This is a genomic window from Clostridium sp. KNHs216, assembly GCF_006714885.1.
In the GTDB taxonomy this organism is placed as follows: Bacteria; Bacillota; Clostridia; order Oscillospirales; family Acutalibacteraceae; genus Caproiciproducens.
Map to the genome: position 1 here is coordinate 2,052,098 of NZ_VFMF01000001.1, position 23,117 is coordinate 2,075,214.

General features: G+C 49.0%; 17 protein-coding genes. 9 read left to right on the plus strand and 8 right to left on the minus strand.

The features are described from left to right. Window positions 1-113 precede the first annotated feature (113 nt). Genes LY85_RS09965 through LY85_RS09980 form a run of 4 tightly spaced genes read right to left on the minus strand, consistent with a single transcriptional unit; the run spans window position 114 to window position 4,556 of the window. Window positions 114-2,387, minus strand: a complete 2,274-nt coding sequence (locus LY85_RS09965) for an AAA family ATPase (RefSeq protein WP_141826513.1) — start codon at window positions 2,385-2,387, stop codon at window positions 114-116. A gap of 25 nt (window positions 2,388-2,412) precedes the next feature. Then, window positions 2,413-3,090, minus strand: coding sequence for a hypothetical protein (locus tag LY85_RS09970; RefSeq protein ID WP_141826514.1), 678 nt, complete (start codon window positions 3,088-3,090; stop codon window positions 2,413-2,415). 4 nt (window positions 3,091-3,094) lie between these two features. Continuing rightward, a complete protein-coding gene (locus LY85_RS09975) occupies window positions 3,095-3,685 on the minus strand; it encodes a hypothetical protein (protein WP_141826515.1) in 591 nt (196 codons plus the stop codon). 10 nt (window positions 3,686-3,695) lie between these two features. Next, a complete protein-coding gene (locus LY85_RS09980; RefSeq protein ID WP_141826516.1) occupies window positions 3,696-4,556 on the minus strand; it encodes a hypothetical protein in 861 nt (286 codons plus the stop codon). A 155-nt stretch (window positions 4,557-4,711) separates the two neighbouring features. Here LY85_RS09980 and LY85_RS09985 point away from each other — a divergent pair, with 155 nt between their 5' ends. Continuing rightward, complete coding sequence (locus LY85_RS09985; protein WP_141826517.1) at window positions 4,712-5,206, plus strand: sigma-70 family RNA polymerase sigma factor; 495 nt, start codon at window positions 4,712-4,714, stop codon at window positions 5,204-5,206. Between the two features lie 55 nt (window positions 5,207-5,261). Here the strand turns inward: LY85_RS09985 and LY85_RS09990 are convergent, their stop codons facing one another. The 4 genes from LY85_RS09990 to LY85_RS10005 form a co-directional block, all read right to left on the minus strand. Continuing rightward, entirely contained in the window at window positions 5,262-10,403 is a 5,142-nt protein-coding gene (locus LY85_RS09990) for an AAA domain-containing protein (RefSeq protein ID WP_141826518.1), read from the minus strand. Window positions 10,404-10,448: 45 nt separating this feature from the next. Beyond that, a complete protein-coding gene (locus tag LY85_RS09995) occupies window positions 10,449-13,238 on the minus strand; it encodes a DEAD/DEAH box helicase family protein (RefSeq protein ID WP_141826519.1) in 2,790 nt (929 codons plus the stop codon). Window positions 13,239-13,243: 5 nt separating this feature from the next. Further along, a complete protein-coding gene (locus tag LY85_RS10000; RefSeq protein ID WP_141826520.1) occupies window positions 13,244-15,331 on the minus strand; it encodes a DNA methyltransferase in 2,088 nt (695 codons plus the stop codon). An 84-nt stretch (window positions 15,332-15,415) separates the two neighbouring features. Further along, on the minus strand, window positions 15,416-15,643 hold the full coding sequence (locus LY85_RS10005; protein ID WP_141826521.1) for a helix-turn-helix domain-containing protein: 228 nt from the start codon (window positions 15,641-15,643) through the stop codon (window positions 15,416-15,418). A 282-nt stretch (window positions 15,644-15,925) separates the two neighbouring features. On the opposite strand from LY85_RS10005, the gene LY85_RS10010 reads away from it, so the two are divergent. The 8 genes from LY85_RS10010 to LY85_RS10045 all read left to right on the plus strand — a co-directional run bounded on the left by LY85_RS10010 (window position 15,926) and on the right by LY85_RS10045 (window position 23,071). Beyond that, complete coding sequence (locus tag LY85_RS10010; RefSeq protein WP_141826522.1) at window positions 15,926-16,153, plus strand: hypothetical protein; 228 nt, start codon at window positions 15,926-15,928, stop codon at window positions 16,151-16,153. After that, complete coding sequence (locus tag LY85_RS10015; RefSeq protein WP_141826523.1) at window positions 16,077-16,391, plus strand: DNA ligase; 315 nt, start codon at window positions 16,077-16,079, stop codon at window positions 16,389-16,391. Before LY85_RS10010 ends, LY85_RS10015 begins: the two co-directional genes overlap by 77 nt. Further along, window positions 16,384-17,508 carry a DUF2800 domain-containing protein gene (locus LY85_RS10020; protein WP_141826524.1) on the plus strand — a complete coding sequence of 375 codons (1,125 nt, stop codon included), beginning with the start codon at window positions 16,384-16,386 and terminating at the stop codon, window positions 17,506-17,508. Before LY85_RS10015 ends, LY85_RS10020 begins: the two co-directional genes overlap by 8 nt. 1 nt (window position 17,509) lies before the next feature. After that, window positions 17,510-18,085: a DUF2815 family protein gene (locus LY85_RS10025; protein ID WP_141826525.1), complete on the plus strand. Its 576-nt coding sequence runs from the start codon at window positions 17,510-17,512 to the stop codon at window positions 18,083-18,085. 20 nt (window positions 18,086-18,105) lie between these two features. Beyond that, window positions 18,106-18,288, plus strand: coding sequence for a hypothetical protein (locus LY85_RS10030; protein WP_141826526.1), 183 nt, complete (start codon window positions 18,106-18,108; stop codon window positions 18,286-18,288). Between the two features lie 62 nt (window positions 18,289-18,350). Further along, on the plus strand, window positions 18,351-20,291 hold the full coding sequence (locus LY85_RS10035) for a DNA polymerase (RefSeq protein WP_141826527.1): 1,941 nt from the start codon (window positions 18,351-18,353) through the stop codon (window positions 20,289-20,291). Between the two features lie 81 nt (window positions 20,292-20,372). Further along, window positions 20,373-20,798 (plus strand): DUF4406 domain-containing protein, encoded by a 426-nt coding sequence (locus LY85_RS10040; RefSeq protein ID WP_141826528.1) that lies wholly within the window; start codon window positions 20,373-20,375, stop codon window positions 20,796-20,798. Beyond that, the gene (locus LY85_RS10045) at window positions 20,798-23,071 is read left to right on the plus strand and encodes a phage/plasmid primase, P4 family (RefSeq protein WP_141826529.1); all 2,274 of its coding nucleotides are present in this window, start codon (window positions 20,798-20,800) and stop codon (window positions 23,069-23,071) included. The genes LY85_RS10040 and LY85_RS10045 overlap by 1 nt, the downstream gene beginning before the upstream one ends. Window positions 23,072-23,117: the final 46 nt, after the last annotated feature.

Here is a 23,117-nt window from a genome sequence, read left to right on the forward strand (position 1 = left end):
TCTTGATTTAGAATGTCCTCATAATCGGTCTTATTAAGATTGAATGTTTTTCCACAACTCGGACACTTGATTTCGTGCATACTTATCTTGATCCTCATCAACTTTAGTCTTTTTTATTTCACATTCATCATCATATTGTAATGTTGCGTCTGATCGGTAGCTGTAAATATCTTCTCAAACACAGTCCTTATTTGTTGTGGCTCAATAGCGGAAGCATCGAAGAACAAACCATCATTGAAACCGCGCGCTCCGATATTTAGAACCGCAAGCATAGCTGCTGCCACATTGTAATCGGTTTTATCGATAGAACCATCTGAAAGCGTAGTTTCAAAGCGATGTCGGTTCTTTTCCAACAAATCAGATCGCAGGTCGCCGCTGGAATAACCACATATCTGAAGGTAGTAGTATTCCAAAATGCGCCGCGTCACGTTGATGAGCGCAATCGAATCAGTAGCTGTTCTGTACTCTTCCCAAAGAGAGTCATAAGTATTTTTCACTGGTGAATAATTAACCTTGCCGCCTCCAACACGGCCATCAAGGCGCGTACATTCAATGATGTACGACTGATTGTTCTCGCGCTTCTTCAGCTCGTATATACCTACACATTCGTTTTCTGCAACCCTGTTATAAGAAACTTCTTTGAAGAAGAACGGGTTGTGCGTCAGGCAGAAGAATTGTTTAATGTGGTCGTTCTGACTGCCATGATCTGTCATCCGATAGTTGTTATAGCAAATGGCAATCAAGTCCCGAACGAGAGACGCCACAGTAAACATACTGCTGCTGTCCATGCTGGAAACAGGGTCATCGATGACTACGATCTTATTGACCGTTTTTCCGTCATCGGACTGGCTGCCAACGACCATGTGATAGAAATAAAGGAAAGCAATGAAATGACGTTCGCCCTCGCTGAGTCCTTTTGCGACCTTCTCATCGGTTTCACGTATCAGCTCATAGACATACTGTGCGCCTGGTTTTTCCCGTAGATAAAAGCCTTGAAAACCAGCGGCTTTCAGAAGCGCATTTATGCTGTCCTTGGCGACGGTCGTGTTCACGGTCTGCTGGTTCAAACGCCCGATATCAGCTTGTAGAGCGTCGGAGGCTTCCTTCGCCGTACCCATTTCGCCGCTAAGCCGCTCGATATCGGCGGTGTGCCGTTCTTTTCCGCTCTTATGTACAGCAATCTCAGACCGGCACATAAACGCCATGAGCTGCCACACCTGCGCGACGCAATCCTGCTGCTTTTTCCCTTTTGCGTCGATAACGGCATTATACTCTTTGATTTTCGCATTAATCTGCTCGATTACACCATTGATGTCAAGAAGGATGTCCGATAAATCCGCAAGGATGACTGTCTTCGCGGGGTCGTCAGTTTTCTGTTTCAAGAGAGCAACATTGTTTTGTGCCCGCTCCATGAACAGGTCGAATTTGGTCTTGTACTCCGAAAGTAGTTCACAGGTGAATGGATTCTTGCTGTTCTCGGTGAGTAGGGCATGTATGGCGTTTAACGCATTTCGGTATGCCGACACAAACTGTTCCAGCTCTGTAACTCTCTTTTTATACTGCTCGTCAAAGCAGGACGCAAGGTCGGCCTCAAACGTGTCCGGCAAGTCCTGCTGACAGTATGGGCATTTCTTTCCTGCCTCATGCTGGTATGCCTTATGCCCTTGACTGAGCCAGCCGGAAGCGTTCAATGCGTGGACGAAGCTGGCGAAGGCAGAATCACTGCTCCCAACGATAGCCTCTCCAAGGAGAGGCGATGCGGGAATGGTGGCAACATCAATGGATTTATACTCAATGAACCGCGTGTCTGATGCTCCATAAGCGACTGCGTGCAGTTGGGCGAGAGCCGCTTCGTCTATATCTACTGGAGGGCAGGTTTCCAGATGGGCGACGAATTTCTTCTTGTCGCGCGTATATCCGGCCTGTGTCTCTTTGTACTGTGTTCTGACAGACTCGGTCATGTCCCATATGGTTTTCTCGTATACGGCATCGACCTTTTTCTGTTTTTCTCGTTCGTCAGCGATCTTACTGTCGATGGCCTTGATTTTTGCGTCAAGCGCTCGCTTTTCCGCAGTCTTTTTATCGACTTCGGCTTTGATTTCCGCATTCTGTTGGGTGATGGTGAAAACGCCGGGAATATTGCCGTAGCTCTGGATATTGTCGGCGATGAATTCCTCATTATAGACCATCAGTGTATAATCGCCGGGTGTTGAACCGGGAATCCACTCTGTTGCGGCAGGAACGCCTATGTTCTTGGCGAGGGTAGATTTGCCGGTTCCATTGTTTCCAAAGAAAAAGTTGATAAGTGTCGGCTCAAACGTCACCCCGGAGAAAGTGTGGTCGTTCAGCGTAATTTTCTGGATTGCCGTCTTGATCCTGTTTCCCATATGCGCTCCTTTCCATGCTGCGGCTTCATTCAATATCGACGTGCAGCCGCGCCATTACATCGATCAGATTACCATTTTTGATCGACCAGTGTTCTTCGTCAAGCTCATTCCGCAGCGATGCATGTACCATTCCAAGCAGTCCGATATTCTGGTTTAAAAGCTGTTGTGATATGCCTTGGAAGCCAGTGAAGCATACCTTGATAGTTTCGCCCTGCACTCGCATATCCGTAATGCGGCCGAGCAGCGCTGGATGACCTTCTTCGGTATAGCCGAAGTGCATATTCCTCTTGGCAAAGATACACGGCATACTCGCAAGCTCGGCAAGGACGGCTGGCGTGATGTTGGCATACCGTTTCTTATGCTCCTGGGCAGTGTATTTGCACAAGGCGCAATTCTTGGCGATGGAGAAAGCACCGCAGTTATAATCCTCGTTCTCCAGAACGAACAAACAGTAGCGCTCCTGATTCAATGAAGCCCATTCCAGCTTATGGCTCACTTTTTGCGGCGCTGGACGTGCAGCAAACATCGACATAAGTCCCTGCATAAGCTCCGGCGTAGGGCAGTTGATATTCAGGTTTATTGTTCCGGCGTTCGTACCCACCTGAATGCCGGAGCCGGTGTTGACCATTCCGTTCGTGGCCTGTGGGAATTCAACTGCTGTGGGCTGTGCGGCAGCCAGCACTATTTCATTTTTATCTGCCATTCAATCACCCCCACATAGCAACACCTGCGTCCTGTAACACTTGTATTAAGTTGATATTCTTTATCGCCCAGTGCGTTCGGAACGATTCATAACCATTCACGGTATCAAGTGCATATTCGTTCTCAAGCAACACCTTGACTGGGATTGGATAGAGCTGTCGGAAGTAGACCATCACGCCGTTTTGCTGTTTGCGGACATCTGTCACAAACGCAAATACGGCGTTTTTCTCGCTTGGAGTGGTTTTACAATATTCATCAACAATAATAGACGGAAATCTCTTTATGTCCGCGATTGCGTTATCATCCAAAGAAGCAAATCGGCTCTTTAATTCCGGCGTCATGTACTCGGTTAATGCACGATCTTTCGGCACAAGCAGATGGTCGGAGATAAATGGGTCAAAGCCAATGAACAGATTGTAGTAATCAGTATTGGCTGGCCTCTGCTGACCATTCGAGCCGGTTATTATCAGGTTAACCGTTGGGGAAAAAGTGTCGGCGTGGCCAACCTGAACGCCTTTCCCGTAATTGTTGTATGTACTCACCTCCGGAACGGTTTGCTGTATGCCGTCCGATATGCTCTTCAGCTTGTCCTCCATATGCAGCCCCTCAATTTATGTTGATTGTCAGAGTCCCGTTGAGCTCTTCAATCTGCACACCCTTGCCGTAATTGTTCATGATAACCTGTTTTTTGGCCTGTGAAGCGGCCTCCGTCTTCTCAGAACGCGGGCTTTCATCACTTTTGGGGGCGTCATCCACTATTTCGGCTTCGACCGGTGGTATGTCCTCATCTTCCGTCCGTTTCGCTTCAGCGGCATCTTTATGCCCTTTGTAGGGATAGACCCGCTCGATATGCGTTCCCAAAAGTGTCGGCTTCCAGTCCGTAATCGTGCTGCGACCGAGGATGTTCGTCGGTCGATGAAACAAGATATAGTGCCAAATTCCGACGAGAAATGGCTGAAAGCAAATCTCCGTAGCCGCAAGGATCTGTTCTCTTGTTGAGGGAGAGCCATCCTCATTTATATAGAACATATCTGTATCCGGAATGATGTCATCCCGGATTATTTCCACGAGCGTCTTTACGAGGCGCTCGTCTTTTTTTGAGGTCGTATCGACATCGAGGAAACCATCGGCAAACGCAGCCATGCGTGACAGCGCGGTCTGATAGTCATTTCGAACGCACTCGTCAAACGCATGAACTTCGGCAGAATCCTCGCTAAAAGGCAGGTATGTTCCACATTCTTTTCGGCAGTTCTTGTATGCGGAAGTATTTTCTTTAAATGTGCCACCGGCGGGCGCGGTAAAGTCAGGACTCATAACCTGAATAAACGCCAGCATGGTTTCCGGGTCGGAAAGACCGTCGCGCTTGCTCATGAAGCGCTCACGCACGCTGTTCCTTGACGGGTGTGCTTCCATCAAGTGGGTCAAAAAGACCCCGCCACATAAATACGGAATGCTCTGTTCAGGCATCGGCTTTCCTCCTTAAAAACTAATATCGTTACTATCGCTGCTATCGCTGCTAACCATAGCGCGACAACCTTGCTAACTATTGGATAGCTCCTGTGAGAGATCACGGGAGCCTTTCTTCCTGTGATCCTCAACGAAAATCACAGGAGGGAAAATCCATGTCAACCAATGAAAATCGCAAGGAACACTACATCTACGACCCCGCAACCAAGCAGTGCATCCCTGTCAGCGATGAGGTCTACAACGCGTTCTACCGCCCGATCTGGAACACATTCCGTAAGGCGCACCGCCACGGCTGCTGTTCCTGCCCCGGAAGCAAGTGGTGGCTCTGCGGCGGCGACTGCGCCGATTGCAAGTACCGCGCCGCCGGAGACAGTTTATCGCTCGACTACGAGCAGGAGGTGGTCGGCGACATCCGCGAGGACGAGTCTGCCGACATAGAATCTATCGTGACTGACCGCATCATCTTTGACCAGCTCCTTAAGAGGTTGGACGAGCTGATGCCGGAAGCTCGTCGCATTGGGGAGCTTCGCCTCGATGGCCTTTCGGACAGCGACATCGCAGATATTATCGGCATACCACGCACGACATTCCTATCAAGGCTCAAAAAAGCCAAGAGCAAGCTTCACGCCGAGTGTAGTGACCTGATCTAACCTGGGCAGGCTCTCCGGCTACCACCGTGGCGGCTGGGGAGCTTTTCCGTTTGGATTAGAAGAATGTAAGCTCTCTGTTTTTTCGAGCAATATCCTCATCGTAGGTTTTTTGAATATTTCCAAACTGGATGGTGACATACGTCTTCCCAGAATTAATCGCTCTCTTCACGACATACCCGTCTCCGTATTGTTTACTTACTACGTCTCCGCGTTTTTTTGTGTTACGGGCAGGCTGAGTCTCAACAGAGACAGTTAGCGGCTTATTTTTATCATCAAACGGCAGGTTGGATTGCGGAATCTGCACAGTTACATTCCTATGAATCTGAACGTCAACGGCTGTATCCTCACTTCGTATTTCATACGTTTTTTCGGGCAGGCCGTATACATTAACGCTTTGATGACCGGTTGAAAAAGTGTTTTCCTCAAGGTAATCGCTGGTTCCAAAGATCAATTTTTCCAAGTCGTGCGAGTGCCATTCTGTAGCATACTCATCTTTGGCAAGTCGTTCAACACGTTTGACCAGCCTTAGGTTCTCAACATTTTCAGTATCATCGTCGGGCATAATAATAAACAGGTAATCTCGCGCCCGGCTTATAGAAACATTGATAATGTTCTTCTTATTGAGGAACATCTCCTTAGAAGAAGATATCGAAGGAGGAGCATTGAAGACGGCAATTATAATATCGCATTCATCTCCCTGAAACCCGTGTATTGTGCCTACCTGAACACTGACAGATACAGGAAGGCTCGCCGACGCCATCAGCTTGTCTATCAAATCTGCCTGAGCTCGATACGGCGCTATAATACCTATCGTGAAATTACGCTGTGTTCCTTCATTTGCCCTCGCAATATTTTCGGCAAGAAAGCTCGTGAACTCAAAGGAGAACAAGGCAGAGTAAATATGGTATGAGCTGCTATGCTGTAGCCTTTTTGAGCGGGTAATGCTCTCATATTTCGTTACCGGAAATTTCACAATATTCAAAGCGGATATATTTAACCCGCAGTCAACATTGAGTAGTTTGGCGCTGTCTGCCGTTCGATTATGCTTCAAAATCCCGCCATAAGCAAATTTGCTGAATACGCTGCCAATTGCCGGGATGCTTCGATATTGTGTCGTAAGTAGTGTGACCGGGTATTTATACGGGACAGTAACAGGATCAACAAATGAGTCAAGCTGAACCATTGTGTATATGTTTTCGTTTTTCCACAGATCAATTGCTGTAATGGGTTCTATTTGAAATGGGTCTCCGGCAATATAGAATTTTCTCGGAGTTTTCTTATACAAGGGATAAACGATATTTGCTATCGGAATCATTGAAGCCTCGTCCACCACAATGTAATCCCAGTTGATTGCATTAAGGAAAATACGCGCGCCATTCGGCATAAAGAAATCATATGGGAATCTGGCGATCGTTGTGACTGTGATTGTCCGCTTCAGCTTACGAATATCGAATGTTTTATCACGGAACACCTCACTCGCTTCAATAGCTTCATCGTTAGTGATGCCAAATCGTACAAGCCAGTCAATATAGGAAGTATCGCTCCCCATGGTATCCATTAGTCTGCTCACAAGAACATCAGCGGACTTATTTGTTGGCGTCAAGACGAGGACTTTTAAATCTTCTTGCTGCTGCATCATTGGAATCAGTATATTTCTTACAAGGTGCGTTGTTTTGCCTGTACCGGGAGGGCCAAATACAAACTCAATGTTTTCACAAAGGTTTTGCTGCATGTTATAGTCATCATCATACCCCAAAGCTGCAAACTGCTTACGGAGTTCCTCCAATAAGAAGACCGGGCTTTTTGCGTCAATGCGTGCTTCAGTAACAGCAGAAAGATCAATGCCGTCAATGTCTGCATTTGTCTTCAGCTTGACTCTGAGCGTATATGATTTTACGTTTGCGACCTCTATTGCAACGGTTTTCGTCTGATCTCCAAAGTGTAATACGAGAGGGATGTCAGCTAAATCCTCCATAAACTGAGGAATATAGCGACTCGGGTATTTCAACACAAGCGTTCGTTGCGTTCCAGATTCTCTTTCTACGCGGGCAAAACTGATAGATACTTCTTTGCTGTTCAGATTGTTCGCGTTGCTGGTCAGCGTTTCCATTTCGAGCAGAGTATTAAACCAGCAGAAAGAGTATTTTTCAGCATTTACAGCACGCTTCTGAAGGCCTTCAAAATAAGCAATCTTGTCTATTTCAATTGCACTCTTCTGCTTTGCCTGTTCAATCCTCTTGCTGTAATCTACCGGTCGAGGAGTATACTCATCTTCATCAATTTCCTCATCTGCGCGGTCTTCTGGCTCTGGTTGCACAATGTCATTGCGTGTCGGCTGTGGCTTCGTCCGCCGCGCAATATCCCTTATCACTTTTGATGAAGGCTTGCGATTGTAACCCTCATTCCCACTACCTGCGTCTTCACCGAAATCTTCCTCTTCACCTATGTCATCTTCGGAATCGGAGTCGTCGTTTGACACGGTTCCAGTGGGCGCTTGCGGTCCTTTTTGTTGACGTGCGGCATTTGCAGCTTCTCTCTGCTTCTTAATAAACGCAATCTCTTCCAAGTCGTCCTCGGTTAATCCGAGCGCTTCGGCTTTCTTAGCCAGTTCAATACGTTCTTTTTGTTTATCTGTCAGATTATCATAGTCATCGTCGTCGTCATCTGCGCCAGCTTCATTTGCGATTTGTAAAAAGTTAAATAGGCTTGAAGCACCCTCTGATGAGGTATCATATATACTTGCAATTTCATCCCGTGTTATTTCGCTCGTGGATACGAAGTCACCGGCAGCATTTACAAGCCATTTTTCTGTTCTGAGAAGAACAACGTCCGCTGCCTCAAACGATTGAGTATAACCGGAATAATAGTAGTAGCTACAGGAGCCTATTAAAAGATATGACAAACTGTGATACGTCTCACATATACCGACAAGGGCGCTCCACAGCAGTTTTGATTTTTCGATACTTTTTGATTCTGTAATAGCTGTCACCAATTCTTTACAGCCATCAATAGTTTTTTCACTCCATGAATGTCCGCGCGTGGATCGTGGCATGGGCAGGTCTCTCCGGACTGCTTCGGAATAATCGATAGTTCTCGTTACAATTGAGATACTTTTCTTTATACCAAGCTCAGTCAAAAATGATATGAGTTGCTTTTCATTCGATGCGCCGACCAAATCGAGATACTCATCGTATGCTACAAAGAGTGCGTCCTTTTTTGTTTCAAAATACTCCTTGAGTTCCGGCGACGGGAAATACAGATCAGAGGCTTTTCCCCTGTATGGCTGGCTATCATCAGGCTCATAATAAGTGACGAAATCGCAATCCTTTATGAGCTCAATAAAATCGTCAACTTCTTCCTGGGGGCACTGTTTATAGTATTTAAAGAAAAGCAGGAAGTGCGGATCCGTGTCTATTTCTACGCCACTTTTATACTGCGGTAAAATGATATTGTAGATTTGATTTCTTATTGACGGCTTCTTGACTCCAATTTTCTCCAAAAAGGCAACAGTTTCTTTTTCGGTCAGAAGCTCCGAATAGACTGTAGTGTATCCACTTAAGTCTTTGTCGGGGAGAAACAAAATCAGATGCTCTGATGAATCAAATGCAGCTACAGCCTTACGGTCTTTGTCAAGAAATATCGGCATTTTCTTGATGCTGTCAGTCCGTTTAGTTGTCTCAGAAAGCCATTTATAGAACACATGAAGCCACGCTATGGGCTGTTTCTCTACAAAGTTTGCGCTAATTCCCTTAATTGACTTTGTCCGTTTACGATAATACGAATCCCAGACGGTACGGCCGCTGATGATTGTGTTCTCATCTAACCACGTATTGACTATTTCATCGACATATGAAGCCAGTGCTTTATTTCCACGTTGAATCTCATCACGTCCCATGGAAACAAACACCCAATGTGCTTCAGGAATCTCGCAGATATCAGCAAGCTGTTCATCAGTAAACAATTCCGCTAATTGCGGGACTGCGGCCCAACAAGCAGTATCTTTTGCGCAGTACCCATCTCGAGTCGGCAGTATGGATTCTGTTGTGAAGATATTCTTGATCTCGGTAAAGAACGGCATAAAGGAAATATGCCGCTTATCATTGACATCAGTAAAGCTGTCTCCGTCAGTGGGTATTATGGACAGAATAGAGTCATCAATAAGCCTTGCTGACTTTTCTATGCCTATGTCGCGAAGATACAGCAAGCTGTCGGATGCCAGCTTTGCCAACAGCGCAACCATATGATTGTTGTGAGCAACGCCTGCCCGTATTCCTTCACGGCTGTCTGTTAGCAGAAACGGTGCGTGTATCAGGAAATTAAGGCCGGTGTTTTCTTTGGTCGGGAAGAAGCAGAATGCGGGTTCTTTCTTGGGCAGCAGTTTTTTGTCTTTGTCAAGGAAGAAACCAACGGAATACTTTCTCCCGGCTTCATCTTTGCGTGTGAACAGCCACAAATACTGATCGACAATATCTTCGCCGCTGTTTTGCGTAAGCGTAATTAACTCCGCTGTGGATTCGCCAATCTGCCTTGTTTCTGGTATGCTTTTACCATATAGACCGATAACATCTTCAAATTCAAAATCGATGTCGCGCAGGCTGCTCAGAAAGAGAAGTGGGTAAGAGAGTGATCTCAGTTTCTCTGCTATATCGCTGTATGCCTCTTTTTGACCGCGTTCGGCATGGTCAAAAGGGAAAACAAACAGTGTTTCATTTGCTCTGCGCCCCTCAAAATCCTCTTCAATAAAAGTGGGAACAATGAAGCGGTCAATGCGAAAATGGACATTTGGATCATAGATATAAGGCGTCGATGTGTACTGAAAAACGGCCTTAAATCCAACACCAAATTTGCCAATAGATGCCGCCGTTTTGTTGGAGTTGGCGATTGAAGTAATTGAGTTAATATCCCCAAGCCTACCAGCGTCAGAGTCTTCATCTTCATGTGAAGGGTCTGTTACGGAAAAATGCCGGGTGCCGTTGTGTATAAAGATTAGTCTGTCCGGTTCAAGAATGAAACGCGCATTTGTAGCGCCAGCGTCGTCGGCGTTTTGGAGAAGCTCATATATAAAATGAGCTTGGTCCGAGTACTTTTCAACAACGCTATTCTTTATACCTCTCATTGAGGGCTTTTCAAGGGTGTCGGCGCTTTCGGCACGGTCTGCTGTGAGCGCAGCAAAGAATTGCTTCTCTTGCTCAGTCATCTTGTCATTCCCCAACCTTTCGACAGCATATATTTTTACAGCAACCTACATACAGAAACCATCTGTATCAAAGATATGCGTAAGCTCATCGTCATTTATGGCTTGCTTTACCTTATCCCGTACTGCGGTCTTTGACATGTCAAGCCGCTTGAATTTTCCATCTGAAGCCATACGGATAAGTTGAATCCGCCCAACGACCGGGTTATTCCGGGCATATTCGGCAAAACCTTTCGCTTTTCCGAGATTGTCTGTCCGTGTTTGGTCGTGAGGCTCAAGGATATCAATGATATATCCGCCGTGTGCATCCTTACGAATGACAAGGAAATCCGGGTATGCGGGTTTATATACTCCGTCTTTCTCATACGGAATACTCAGCGACCAGGGCTTTCTCGGTGGATTACGAAGCCAGCATACGAAGTCAGACCGCGCTGCTTCTTCATCAAGCACACCTTGCTCCCAGTTGTTGAGAGCAATTCTGGCCACTCCGGAATTGTCCACGAACAGATGGTTGGAATAAACCCTGCCATTCGCACTGTGCTCGCAGTTTATGGTTTCGGGAAGCATAAAAATGTGCGCACTGACGAGATCACCGTCGGAAACGATATCATTGTATTTCTTTTTGTACTTTACTGGCAGGTTGATTGTCTGGCGCCGATACCTGTCGTTCATCACGTGGAAACGGTCTTTAGCAAAAGTATTCAGCGCAGCGATGCAGTTGCTGTCCGCAGCGTAAATAATAATATCGATTTTGAAGCCGTTCGGATTGTCCTCAGTCTGATACTCACGACCGTATTTCACACCTATTCCTTCGTTACCGAGCTTGGTATCGGCGAGTCTAAACTGCCTGTCCAGGTCGGTATCCGTGGCGGAGAGAAAATCGTGAACGGCGTTATTGTCTACGCTTTCGCCGAACACGTCAAAAACCTGCGTATTCAGCTTGAACTGCAGCACCTTTGTTGCAAGCTCAGAATACTTACCGCTAGATTTGAGTGATTCTATATAATCGTGAACCATTCGCACGATGTCATCACAGACTTCATCATAGGCGTTTTGATAAATCAACGATTGACTAAACAAGTGTGAAAGTGCGAACAAAGAGTGCAGATAATTATTGATGCGCACACTTCTCACTTCGTATGTAAGCAAACCTGCGTCGTTGATTGCTTTCATCACTTCTTCTCGGTCAAAGTCTGCGGTAATCTCTTCTGCCGTACTTGATACATCGGAGTCATTTGGCGTTTCCTCAATAGGCGCAGGATACTCTTGCACTGTTTGGACATTCTGACCGCTGGGTGTCTGGGCATAGGCCGATGAGGCAGTTGCACCGATTGCATCACTGGGAGCAGTTTCACCCATGTTGTCGGATTCCGGCTGAGCAATATCATCTAAGCTAAGCTGCCCCGGTGTTATGACTTCATGGCGCGGCGCAGCAGCCCTTGGCGTAGTCTGCTTCGGTCGTACAGTGAGAGTATCAAAAGTTTTCTCGCCGAACGCTTCACCATATACATCGGTTGGGATGTTACCGCCTTCGGTGCTTTGCAGGGCTTCGGCTACGTCCTTAACGGTTTCTGCATTGAAGTATGGTAAGAACAGATGAACGTCGTTCAAAACATCATCTACCATAATGTGCATCTGCATCGGAGTACGCACCATGCGTCCGAGGAGCTGCGCGATATAAGTGGCATCATTGGCATGACGGAAGGACATCATCGTCTCGGCGCGTGGGCAGTCCCAACCTGTGGATAGATTCTCCTTGAAGAAAACAACTTTTATCTTACGGTCATCAGCGATGCGGGAGGGCTCACAATAATTGACTTCTATTCCATTGATAACAAGAGTACCGTTGGTTTGGCCGAAGGTATGGACAACCTCACCGGGTTGAAAACGTTCACCGGTGCGCTCTTCTATTTTTTGCAGGCAATCGTCTAAATCTGTAGCAGAAAGCTGACTTCCGCTGCCGTTTTGAACCTGAATGACGAAAACAGGATTCACATACGCATAATGCTGCTCATAGCAATACTGCGTCCAATGCTCCCATTTCTGTTTCCAATCGTCCGCAGCGGCTTGAAGAACCGCCATATCATTATTAATGGTATCCGGATATGTGATGATGATCCTGTCTTTGAGAAGACCGGAAGCGCGGACTTCATCCGCTGTCGTCACAACAAAATGCGTAGTAGACATGATGCCGGAGGCGAGATTGTTGAAGCGTTCCGGAGTAGCTGTCATTCCAATTACAACAGGCATAACTGGCAAACCATCATCTGGGCTGCCTTTAAGAAATTTCTGCATAATGGTGGTGGCTTTGGCTGCGTCTCGGCCCTGCATGCCGCGATGGGCTTCATCTATGATGAAGTAAAGCCTGTCCGATTTTTCACGGACGGTATTGGCAAGCGTTTCCCAGATGGTGTATGTCCTACCGTCACCATGCTTTGTCAGATTACTGCTTTTGCCGAGCTTCTGTGTATTCAAAAAATAGATGTTCCCATCATCGAGCATTTCCTGATCGAAGGAGTCATCGGTTATAATCTTGCATTGGTCGAGTGTGATTTTATCGGCTTTTAGGTCAATTTTATCCTTAGACTGCTGATTCAACTCCGGTGAGTCTGAGAGCCATACAAAGATAGCGTCGAGCTGATCCGGATATGTATCATCACCAAATAAGATGCTCTCAATCAACGAGGACATGACGATGGTCTTGCCAGCACCTGTGGGGGCTGTATAGGAAACAATCTGCGGGGTATGAGTACGGCGATAGCTGCCGAGCGCTTCGGCGGTATTCAGACGCAGGTTTGTAAGCGCCTGCTTTTGAAACGGGAATAATTCAACCTTCATCTTTCTTACCTCCTTGCGTTGATGCGGAAATTATCAAGATAGCTGCGATACAGCTGATATGTATGCTTTGCGCGAAGACCGGATATCATCTCGCGGTACGCCTTTTCCGAGTCGGTCACAATGAACACCGTATCAATTTCCGGATGCGCGTTGAGTTGTTCGTCGAAAGCCATGAAGCTGCTTTCGCTTATCAAAACTGCAAACTTGTTCTCCGGAAGTATCAGCATGTCCGGAACTTCGCTACACAGCTCCGGGCGTTTGCCTATGGCACCTGCTTTCAGCCACAACAGTGGGAGAATCTCTTTGAACTGCCTGCCCAATGCGACATCGTCTTTGTCGAGAAAGCCCAGCTTGAAGTATTCACAGTTTGCCTTAAATCCCTGCGACATCGGAATGGGGTTTCCATCTGCGTCGTTGGCAAGATAATCCCCCTTAAGCGGATTGCCGTTCACATCATGCCCCTCGATGGAGCAGACGGTGCGCGGCCATGTGACATAGCGGGCAATGCCGAGCTTCTCCCATTCCGGATCGCCGGGTTGGTAGCCCTGTTTGGCAAGAGATTTTGCTTCATCAGCAGACACTTCGTTATTCGTCACCATGATACAACGCCGATGGCCGCCATCTTCTGCATTTAAGAGATTAACAGCGTGAAGTGTTGTACCTGAACCGGCGAAAAAGTCGACGACGAGGGCGTTAGGGCTGTTGCCCACACAATACCGTATAGCATCTTCAACGGCATACAATGATTTTGGGAAAGAAAAACGTCGTTCTAAGAATATTGAATTAAGGAGTGTTGATCCGTAAATACCCGCATCATGTAAAGGTCGATTCCAGACAGCTTCAGGCGCTTTAGTTTTCACCGCATCTTCATTATGCTCCAAAATCAATGCGCCGTTTGCATCGTGACCCTTTACGATTATTTCTCCAGCCTCAATGCGCCTCTTTTCAGCTGTCCTAAGATAATTCAGAGTCATTTTTTTGCCAAATGTACTTACTCTTGCGCAGCCAGTGTCAAATGCTTTAGCAAGTGACTCTCTTCCTAATTGCCATGTATTTTCGCGTCCATCAGGTCGCAGCGGCCAAATAGCTATAAGCCCCGCCTCTGGAGCCGAAACAGTATCTTTATCGTCAGTTATTGAAATCAGGTCGCCAATGGAATGAAGTTTGCCGTTCGGATAAACCCATACAGGGTAAAAAAGGTTTGGGCGGTCACTTCTCGAACTATTTGAGCCCGTTCGCATTAATGAAAACCAAATTGGATTCTTCTTTTCTACTCCCTCTTGCTTATCTGGCACTATGCTTGGAACGCCTATTTGAACATAATATAGATACTCTTGATTACGAGTAAACGATCCGGGACGTGCTACACCTGCTCGTGGATTTATGATATCAGTTACCATAGTTATATTAGCTTCTGGGAACATCTCCTCCAGCAAGCAGCCGAGATGCAGATACTCTTTTTCGTCGATAGTTACAATCAGAACAGAATTGTTTGGATTTAATATCCGCTTGGCGATTTTTAGCCGCTTCTGCATCATGGAAAGCCATTTACTATGACGGTAACTGTCGGAGGAGTCGACGTAGTCGTTGTTATACTTCCAGTCGCGGGCTCCCGTGTTGTAGGGCGGGTCAATATAGATACAATCTACCTGCTTGGGGTATAGGTACTCTAATAGCTGAAGTGCATGATAGTTGTCCGCTTCGATGAGCGTATGCCACAGGTCGCTGTCCGGCGCGTTTTCCACTTTATCTATTGGCTGCAGTGTGGGATAAATTGGCTCGCCGAATTTTGCCACAGGCACCAGTTCAGAAAGCGCTATGGTTTCCTTTTCACCGGAGGCAAGGCGCAGACATTCAGCCTCATCACTGTTAATCTTGATAACACGGTACACATCATTGATGGCTCCGGCTTTCTTCGCCACAGTGCTGCCGCGCTTTATTTCGATGCCGTAAAGAGGAGTACATTCCGGAATGTGCTCCTCAAAAACAAGGCCGAATTTCTTTTGCTTTGTCAAACGAGCCGCTTCCTGCATGAGTCGTTCACGCAGGGTCTTGTCCTCTACCTGATTAATCAAGTCATTTAATGCAGCCATAATCTAACTCCTATCTATAAAATGTTGCAGTGGTTATACTGCCACACTATAATTCTACTTCAAAGCGTGTCCGATAAAACGGGCTCACTTCGCATCGGCAGGGTCGGAATTATCCGCCGCGCCGCCGGAACGTATCCATTCATCCACTTCGGACAGCTTGAATTTCCACAGCCTGCCTACCTTGTAGGCAGGCATATTTCTTTTCGCGATCCATTGCAGAATGGTTTCTCGCCCAACACCGAGATACTCTTGCACTTCCTTGAGGGTGGACCATTTTTCAATGTTAGTCTCGCTCACGCTATTGACCTCCATATTCTGTTCCGCAGTGCCGCAGGGTCTTACACCTGCGGCTTTTCTCTATCTGCGTGAGTGCCATATACACTTTCACATTAAATATTATATCACAAAGATGACCTAAAATCAATGTTTATGGATGAATTTGATTGTAAAAAGTCATAAATGCACGTTATTAGGCAGATGAGGCGTGCGGTTTTTCTTCAAAAATCTCTCTCCTTCCTTCGTCAAAACACCTCCCTCATGTCCAGCGATTTATGAAAGCAAACAAAAAACGCTTTCAGGCTGGAGGTGAAAGAAGTGTATCAGACACAGGTAAAACCCAAGGGCTGTACTGCGGACGAAGAGCTCGTCGAAGTCCTCACCGCGATCAGCGTAGTGTCAAAGCGGCTGGCGAGGAACCTCGCTATTCTCGCCGCACAAAGCAAATCTAAGGAAGGAGGAAAATCAGATGAGCAAAATGAGCGAATTGGCAGCAACTATCGAAGAACTCCGCAGTGCTGCCGCTGCTATTTCGGATGCCGCTGACTGGCTGTCAGAGATGTTCAGTGGAGAGCCGCAGACAGAAGATGCTCCCGCTTCTCCTCCTGAACCTGAACTGACACTGGAACAGGTTCGGGCTGTGCTTGCGGACAAATCCCGTGCGGGCTTCACCGCTCAGATTCGCTCTCTGCTCCAAAAACACGGTGCGGCGAAACTGTCGGAGATTGACCCTTCGCATTACGCCGACTTGCTCAAAGAGGCGGAGGGCTTGGGAAATGGGTAAACACGCCATTCTCTCCGCCTCCAGTGCTGACCGTTGGCTCCACTGCCCGCCGTCCGCCAGACTCTGCGAGAGCTACGACGATAAGGGCAGCAACTACGCCGCCGAAGGCACCGACGCTCACGCGCTGTGCGAGTACAAGCTCCGACAGACGCTGGGCATGGAAGCCACCGACCCGACCGAAAACCTGACATGGTTCAACGAAGAAATGGAGGAATGTGCCGCCGGTTATGCGGCCTATGTGCTTGAACAGGTGGAAGCAGCAAAGCGAACCTGCGCCGATCCGATTGTTCTCATCGAACAGCGAGTGGATTTCTCCCGCTGGGTGCAGGACGGTTTCGGCACCGCCGACTGCGTCATCATCGCGGACGGTACATTGCAGATCATCGACTATAAGCATGGCCTGGGCGTGCTCGTGAGCGCGGAGGAAAATCCGCAAATGGAGTGCTACGGGCTTGGTGCACTTGAGTTGTTCGACGGCATCTACGACATTGACTCGGTGCGCATGACCATCTACCAGCCCCGCCGCTGCAATGTCAGCACCTACGAGCTTTCCAAGGACGAGCTTTACCGCTGGGCGGATGAGGTGCTCAAGCCCACAGCAGACCTTGCTTTCTCCGGTGACGGAAATTTCCTGTGCGGTGAGTGGTGCGGCTTTTGCAAGGCAAAGCACGATTGCCGCGCCAGAGCTGAAGCCAATCTGGAGCTTGCCCGCTACGACTTCAAGCTGCCGCCGCTGTTGACGGATGAGGAAGTCGAGGACATCCTCTCCCGCGCTGATGACCTTGTGTCGTGGGCGGCGGACATCAAGGAATACGCACTCCGCCAAGCGCTCAGCGGCAAGAAGTGGAACGGCTGGAAGCTGGTTGAGGGCCGCTCCAACCGCAGGTACACAAACGAAACAGCTGTTGCCAGTACTGTTGAAAGCATCGGCTTTGACCCCTATGAGCACAAGGTGCTGGGTGTCACCGCCATGCAGAAGCTGCTCGGCAAATCCCGCTTTGAGGAACTTCTTGCACCATATATCGAAAAGCCGCAAGGCAAGCCGACGCTCGTGCGGTCAAGCGACAAACGGCCTGAATGGAACACCGCAAAAAATGATTTTATGGAGGAAATGTAATATGCCTAATAACACAAACAAAGTCAACAATCCGATGAAAGTCATCACCGGCCCCGATACCCGTTGGTCTTACGCCAACGTCTGGGAGCCGAAATCTATCAATGGCGGTACGCCGAAATTCTCCGTCAGCCTGATTATCCCCAAGTCCGACACCAAGACGCTTGCCAAGATCAAGGCGGCTATTGAAGCCGCCTACCAGGAAGGACAGGCTAAGTTGAAAGGCAATGGTAAATCTGTGCCTCCGCTGGCGGCTCTCAAAACCCCGCTGCGCGACGGCGACACCGAACGCCCCGATGATGAAGCCTACGCCAACGCCTACTTCATCAATGCCAACGCGACTACTGCTCCCGGCATTGTAGACGCAGACCGCAATCCGATTCTGACCCGCTCGGAGGTTTACTCCGGCGTGTACGGCAGGGCAAGCATCAGCTTCTATGCTTTCAATTCCAATGGCAATAAGGGCATCGCCTGTGGGCTCAACAACCTGCAAAAAATCCGCGACGGGGAGCCTCTCGGCGGCAAGGCAAGCGCGGAGTCCGACTTTGCCACCGACGATGACGACGATTTTTTGAACTGAGAAAGGAAAGGTGAAAACATATGACAACCTTACAGACCGTTTTAGTTACCGTCCTTATCGCCATTTGGCTCTGCATCAGTGTTGGGTTCCTTGTCTCAGTGATTCAGAGCGCAATATATGACCGCAAACGCGAAAAGCGTGAGAAGGCGCAGGCTGCCCGCGACCTTGAATATCACGAAAAACGCATGGCGGACTTTAAGTAAAACATCAGGGACGGGCGGCAGAGCTTGCTTTGCCGCCTTGTTCCTATTAAGGACGGTTGACTATGAAATCACTCAGTATTGATATTGAAACATATTCCAGTGTGAACCTTGCCAAATCAGGTGTTTACCGCTATGTCGAAGCACCGGATTTTGAAATTCTGCTGTTCGGCTACTCCGTAGACGGCGGCGAAGTGCAGGTCATCGACCTTGTCTGCGGTGAGAAAATTCCGGCTGACATTCTCGGCGCACTTACAGATGAAAGCGTGACAAAATGGGCTTTCAACGCCGGCTTTGAAAGAGTGTGCCTGTCGCGGTATATCGGTTTGCCGACCGGCGAGTATATTGTCCCTGCTTCGTGGCACTGCTCGATGGTATGGGCGGCGACAATGGGTCTGCCGCTTTCGCTGGAGGGCGTCGGCGCGGTGCTGGGGCTGGAAAAGCAAAAGCTCACCGAGGGCAAAGAGCTCATCAAATATTTCTGCCAGCCCTGCGCTCCGACAAAAACCAACGGGCAGCGCACCCGCAACTTGCCGGCTCATGCTCCTGATAAGTGGTTGGATTTCAAAAAATACAATATTCGTGATGTTGAGGTTGAAATATCCATTCAAGAACGACTTTCCAAATATCCGGTGCCGAACAGCACTTGGGAGGAATATCACCTTGACCAGGAGATAAACGACCGCGGTGTGGCTCTGGACATGACGCTGGTACAAGCGGCTATCGCCATTGACGGGCGCTCCCGCTCTGAATTGACCGCAGCCATGAAAAAGCTGACTGAGCTGGACAATCCAAACTCGGTGCAGCAAATGAAGCAGTGGCTTGCGGATAACGGTCTGGAAACGGACACGCTCGGCAAAAAGGCTGTGGCGGAGCTTTTAAAAACAGCGCCGCCGGAGCTTGCCGAGGTACTTGCTCTCCGTCAGCAGCTCGCCAAATCCTCGGTAAAGAAGTATCAGGCAATGGAAAACGCGGTCTGCGCCGACGGTCGTGCTCGCGGCATGTTCCAGTTTTATGGAGCCAACCGAACCGGCCGCTGGGCGGGCAGGCTCATTCAAATGCAAAACCTTCCGCAAAACCATCTGGAGGATTTGGCTGAAGCCCGTGCCCTTGTGCGCTGCGGCGACTTCGATGCGCTGAAAATGCTCTACGAGGATGTGCCGGATACGCTGTCGCAGCTGATACGCACAGCATTTATACCGAAAAGCGGTGCAAAGTTCATCGTGTGTGACTTCAGTGCCATCGAGGCCCGTGTGATTGCGTGGTTTGCCGGCGAGCGTTGGCGGCAGGACGTTTTCGCCAAAGGCGGCGACATCTACTGCGCTTCGGCGTCGCAGATGTTTAAGGTGCCTGTTGAGAAGCACGGCATCAATGGCCATCTGCGGCAAAAAGGAAAAATTGCAGAGCTGGCGTTGGGCTATGGTGGCAGCGTTGGTGCACTCAAGGCGATGGGCTCGCTGGAGATGGGACTTGCCGAAGAAGAGCTTCCGACACTGGTGGACGCTTGGCGGCAATCCAATCCCCACATTGTGAAGTTCTGGTGGGACGTGGATAAAGCCGCCATGGAGGCAGTCCGCTGCAAGCACACCAATTCGACGCATGGCATTGCCTTCTCCTATCGAAGCGGAATGCTGTTTATCACCCTGCCCTCCGGCCGGCGGCTTGCCTATGTGAAGCCGCGCATCGGTGAAAACAAGTTCGGCGGCAGTTGTATTACCTATGAAGGCATCGGCAGTACGAAAAAGTGCGAACGGCTGGGCTCCTATGGACCAAAGCTCGTGGAAAACATCGTTCAGGCGACTGCCAGAGATATTCTCTGCTATGCCATGCGAACGCTTCGCCGCTGTGCCATTGTCATGCATATCCATGACGAGCTGGTCATTGAAGCTGATCAGAGTGTTTCTTTGCAAGCCATTTGCGAACAAATGAGCCGAACACCGCCGTGGGCAAAGGGGCTGCTGCTCCGCGCCGATGGATATGAAACGGATTTCTATAAAAAAGATTGAGGATGTTTTGTACGATAGGCTTTCTTTTTTCCAGTGGGTAATAGAGATGGACAAGAAGCCCGTCGTGAAAGGAGTTTCTAAATGAGTATAAACAAGTTTAACAGCGAGGGCTATTACGACCCCACCGCCTATGAAGCCCTGTCGCTGATTGAAAAGGAAGAACGTGCACTGCGGGCTTTTCGGCCGATTGTCTACATCTGCTCTCCGTTTTCTGGGGCTGTGGACGAGAATATCGCGGCGGCGCAGCGTTACAGCCGTTTTGCCGTGAACAAAGGATACATACCCGTCACGCCACACCTGTTGTTTCCGCAATTTCTTGATGACAACAATCCCACGGAACGCCAGCTTGGGCTATTCTTCGGCACTGCCATCATGAGCAAATGCGCCGAGGTGTGGGTATTCGGAGAAATCATCTCAGCCGGTATGGAGGCTGAAATCAAACGCGCCAAGTGGAAGGACTACCGCTTGCGCTATTTTACAGAAAACTGCGAGGAGGTGCAGGAATAGTGTTCACGATATACCGCTCTGATTTTATCGGCAATCCCGGCAATTGCTCCTATCCGCACAAAGCCGAAATTACCGATGCGGCGACGTTTACTGCTGCGGTCAGTCGGGATTATGTTTGCGCGGAGTACCGCAATAACTATCGCAGCGGCGACAACTTTATTGGCAGCGATTGCCTGCCGGTGGACTGCGATAATGACCACTCTGAAAATCCCGACGAATGGATGCAGCCCGCCGATGTGGAAGCGGCGTTTCCCGGCGTCGCCTTTGCCGTTCATTACAGCCGGTCGCACATGCGCGAAAAGAACGGAAAACCCGCTCGACCCAAGTTTCATGTCCTGTTCCCCATAAACCACGTTACTGACGCTTCCTGCTACAGTGATATGAAAAAGCTGGTCAACGCCATCTTCCCATATTTCGACACGAAGGCGCTGGACGCGGCACGGTTTTTCTTCGGAACCAATTCGCCGCAGGTGGAAATTCACGAGGGCTGCATGAACCTAACGGACTTCTTGGCGGGCGACGATTTCGACGCAAATATGGCCGGCGGGTATCGTGCGAGTCAGGTTATCCTGGAGGGCAGCCGCAACGCAACACTCTCCCGCTTTGCCGGCCGCGTCATCAAAAAATATGGCGACAGCGAGGAAGCCTATCAGGCATTCATGGAGGAGGCCGAAAAATGCGATCCTCCACTCCCGGATTTCGAGCTTTCGACTATTTGGCACAGCGCACAGCGCTTCTTTGCAAAGATACAGCAGCAGGATGGCTATGTGCTGCCGGAAGCCTATAACGTTTCAGTTTCCTACAAGCCCGGAGATTACTCCGACGTGGGGCAGGCCGAGGTGTTGGCAAAACACTTCTCCGGTGAGCTGCGCTATTCGCCCGCGACACACTTCATCCGCTATAACGAGCACTACTGGCAGGAAAGCGAGCCCGGCGCGCAGGCCGTTGCGCACGAGCTAACCCGCCGCCAGTTGGAGGAAGCCACTAAGGAATTACTGTCAGCGATGAAACTGTTGACAGAAAATGGCGGTCAGACGATTCTCGAAGGCGCATCCAAGAGCAAAGCCGAAAGTCTGATGAATGATGCGCAGCTCGAAGCGTATCGGGCATTTCTCGCGGCAAAGGCATATCAATCCTTTGTCATCCGCCGCCGAGACTCCAAAAACATCACCGCGACGTTAAAGGAATCTCGTCCCATGTTGGAAATCTCGCCCCGCGACCTTGATGCGGATTGCTTTTTATTATGTACACCCGATGCCACTTATGATCTTCGGAAAGGCATGGACGGCGTAAGGGAGCATTCACCGGAGGACTTTATTACAAAAATGACCTCTGTGTCGCCTGGTAACAAGGGCTCACAGCTCTGGCAGGACAGCTTGGCGCTCATTTTTTGCGGCAATCAGGCGCTTATCGACTATGTACAGATGATCTGCGGGCTTGCCGCTATCGGCAAGGTTTATGTGGAAGCTCTGATCATCGCTTACGGCGGCGGGCGTAACGGCAAGTCCACCTTCTGGAATGCGGTCTCCCGTGTGCTGGGTCTCTACAGCGGCAATATTTCCGCAGACACGCTGACAGTCGGCTGCCGCCGTAACATCAAGCCAGAAATGGCGGAGGTCAAGGGCAAGCGCCTGCTCATCGCCGCTGAAATGCAGGAAGGTGCTCGGCTCAACGACTCCACTGTCAAGCAGCTCTGCTCCACCGATGAGGTGTTTGCAGAGAAAAAGTACAAGGACCCGTTCAGCTTCACGCCCTGTCACACGTTGGTGCTCTACACGAATCATCTCCCGAAGGTCAGCGCCTCCGACGACGGAATCTGGCGCAGGCTGATTGTCATTCCATTTGACGCCAAGATTGAAGGCAGCAACGACATCAAGAATTATGGCGAGTACCTTTACCAAAACGCCGGCGAAAGCATTCTGGCGTGGGTCATTGAGGGTGCCAAGAAGGTCATTGCGCTGGACTACAAAATTCCCGTGCCGGAATGCGTGCAGAAGGCGATCGCGGAATATCGGGCGCAAAACGACTGGTTTGGACACTTTCTTGAGGACAAATGCGAGCTTGACGCCGGCTTCCGCGAGAGCTCCAGTGTGCTTTATCAGTCCTATCGGAATTACTGCATTGATACCAACGAGTATATCCGCAGCACGACAGACTTCTATTCCGCACTGGAGGCCGCCGGGTATAGCCGTATCAAGGTGAAAAACAAGCGTTTCTTTGCCGGATTGAGGATAAAAACAGACGACGGAGATTTCGAGGAATTTCTGTCATAAGAGGGCTATGGGGTAACCTCGATAAAGGTCATATACAAAAAGTCTC

Coding starts and splice junctions, on each gene's coding strand:
- LY85_RS09965 (WP_141826513.1), bottom strand. CDS start 2,387: ATGGGAAACAGGATCAAGACGGCAATCCAGAAAATTACGCTGAACGAC.
- LY85_RS09970 (WP_141826514.1), bottom strand. CDS start 3,090: ATGGCAGATAAAAATGAAATAGTGCTGGCTGCCGCACAGCCCACAGCA.
- LY85_RS09975 (WP_141826515.1), bottom strand. CDS start 3,685: ATGGAGGACAAGCTGAAGAGCATATCGGACGGCATACAGCAAACCGTT.
- LY85_RS09980 (WP_141826516.1), bottom strand. CDS start 4,556: ATGCCTGAACAGAGCATTCCGTATTTATGTGGCGGGGTCTTTTTGACC.
- LY85_RS09985 (WP_141826517.1), top strand. CDS start 4,712: ATGTCAACCAATGAAAATCGCAAGGAACACTACATCTACGACCCCGCA.
- LY85_RS09990 (WP_141826518.1), bottom strand. CDS start 10,403: ATGACTGAGCAAGAGAAGCAATTCTTTGCTGCGCTCACAGCAGACCGT.
- LY85_RS09995 (WP_141826519.1), bottom strand. CDS start 13,238: ATGAAGGTTGAATTATTCCCGTTTCAAAAGCAGGCGCTTACAAACCTG.
- LY85_RS10000 (WP_141826520.1), bottom strand. CDS start 15,331: ATGGCTGCATTAAATGACTTGATTAATCAGGTAGAGGACAAGACCCTG.
- LY85_RS10005 (WP_141826521.1), bottom strand. CDS start 15,643: ATGGAGGTCAATAGCGTGAGCGAGACTAACATTGAAAAATGGTCCACC.
- LY85_RS10015 (WP_141826523.1), top strand. CDS start 16,077: ATGAGCAAAATGAGCGAATTGGCAGCAACTATCGAAGAACTCCGCAGT.
- LY85_RS10020 (WP_141826524.1), top strand. CDS start 16,384: ATGGGTAAACACGCCATTCTCTCCGCCTCCAGTGCTGACCGTTGGCTC.
- LY85_RS10025 (WP_141826525.1), top strand. CDS start 17,510: ATGCCTAATAACACAAACAAAGTCAACAATCCGATGAAAGTCATCACC.
- LY85_RS10030 (WP_141826526.1), top strand. CDS start 18,106: ATGACAACCTTACAGACCGTTTTAGTTACCGTCCTTATCGCCATTTGG.
- LY85_RS10035 (WP_141826527.1), top strand. CDS start 18,351: ATGAAATCACTCAGTATTGATATTGAAACATATTCCAGTGTGAACCTT.
- LY85_RS10040 (WP_141826528.1), top strand. CDS start 20,373: ATGAGTATAAACAAGTTTAACAGCGAGGGCTATTACGACCCCACCGCC.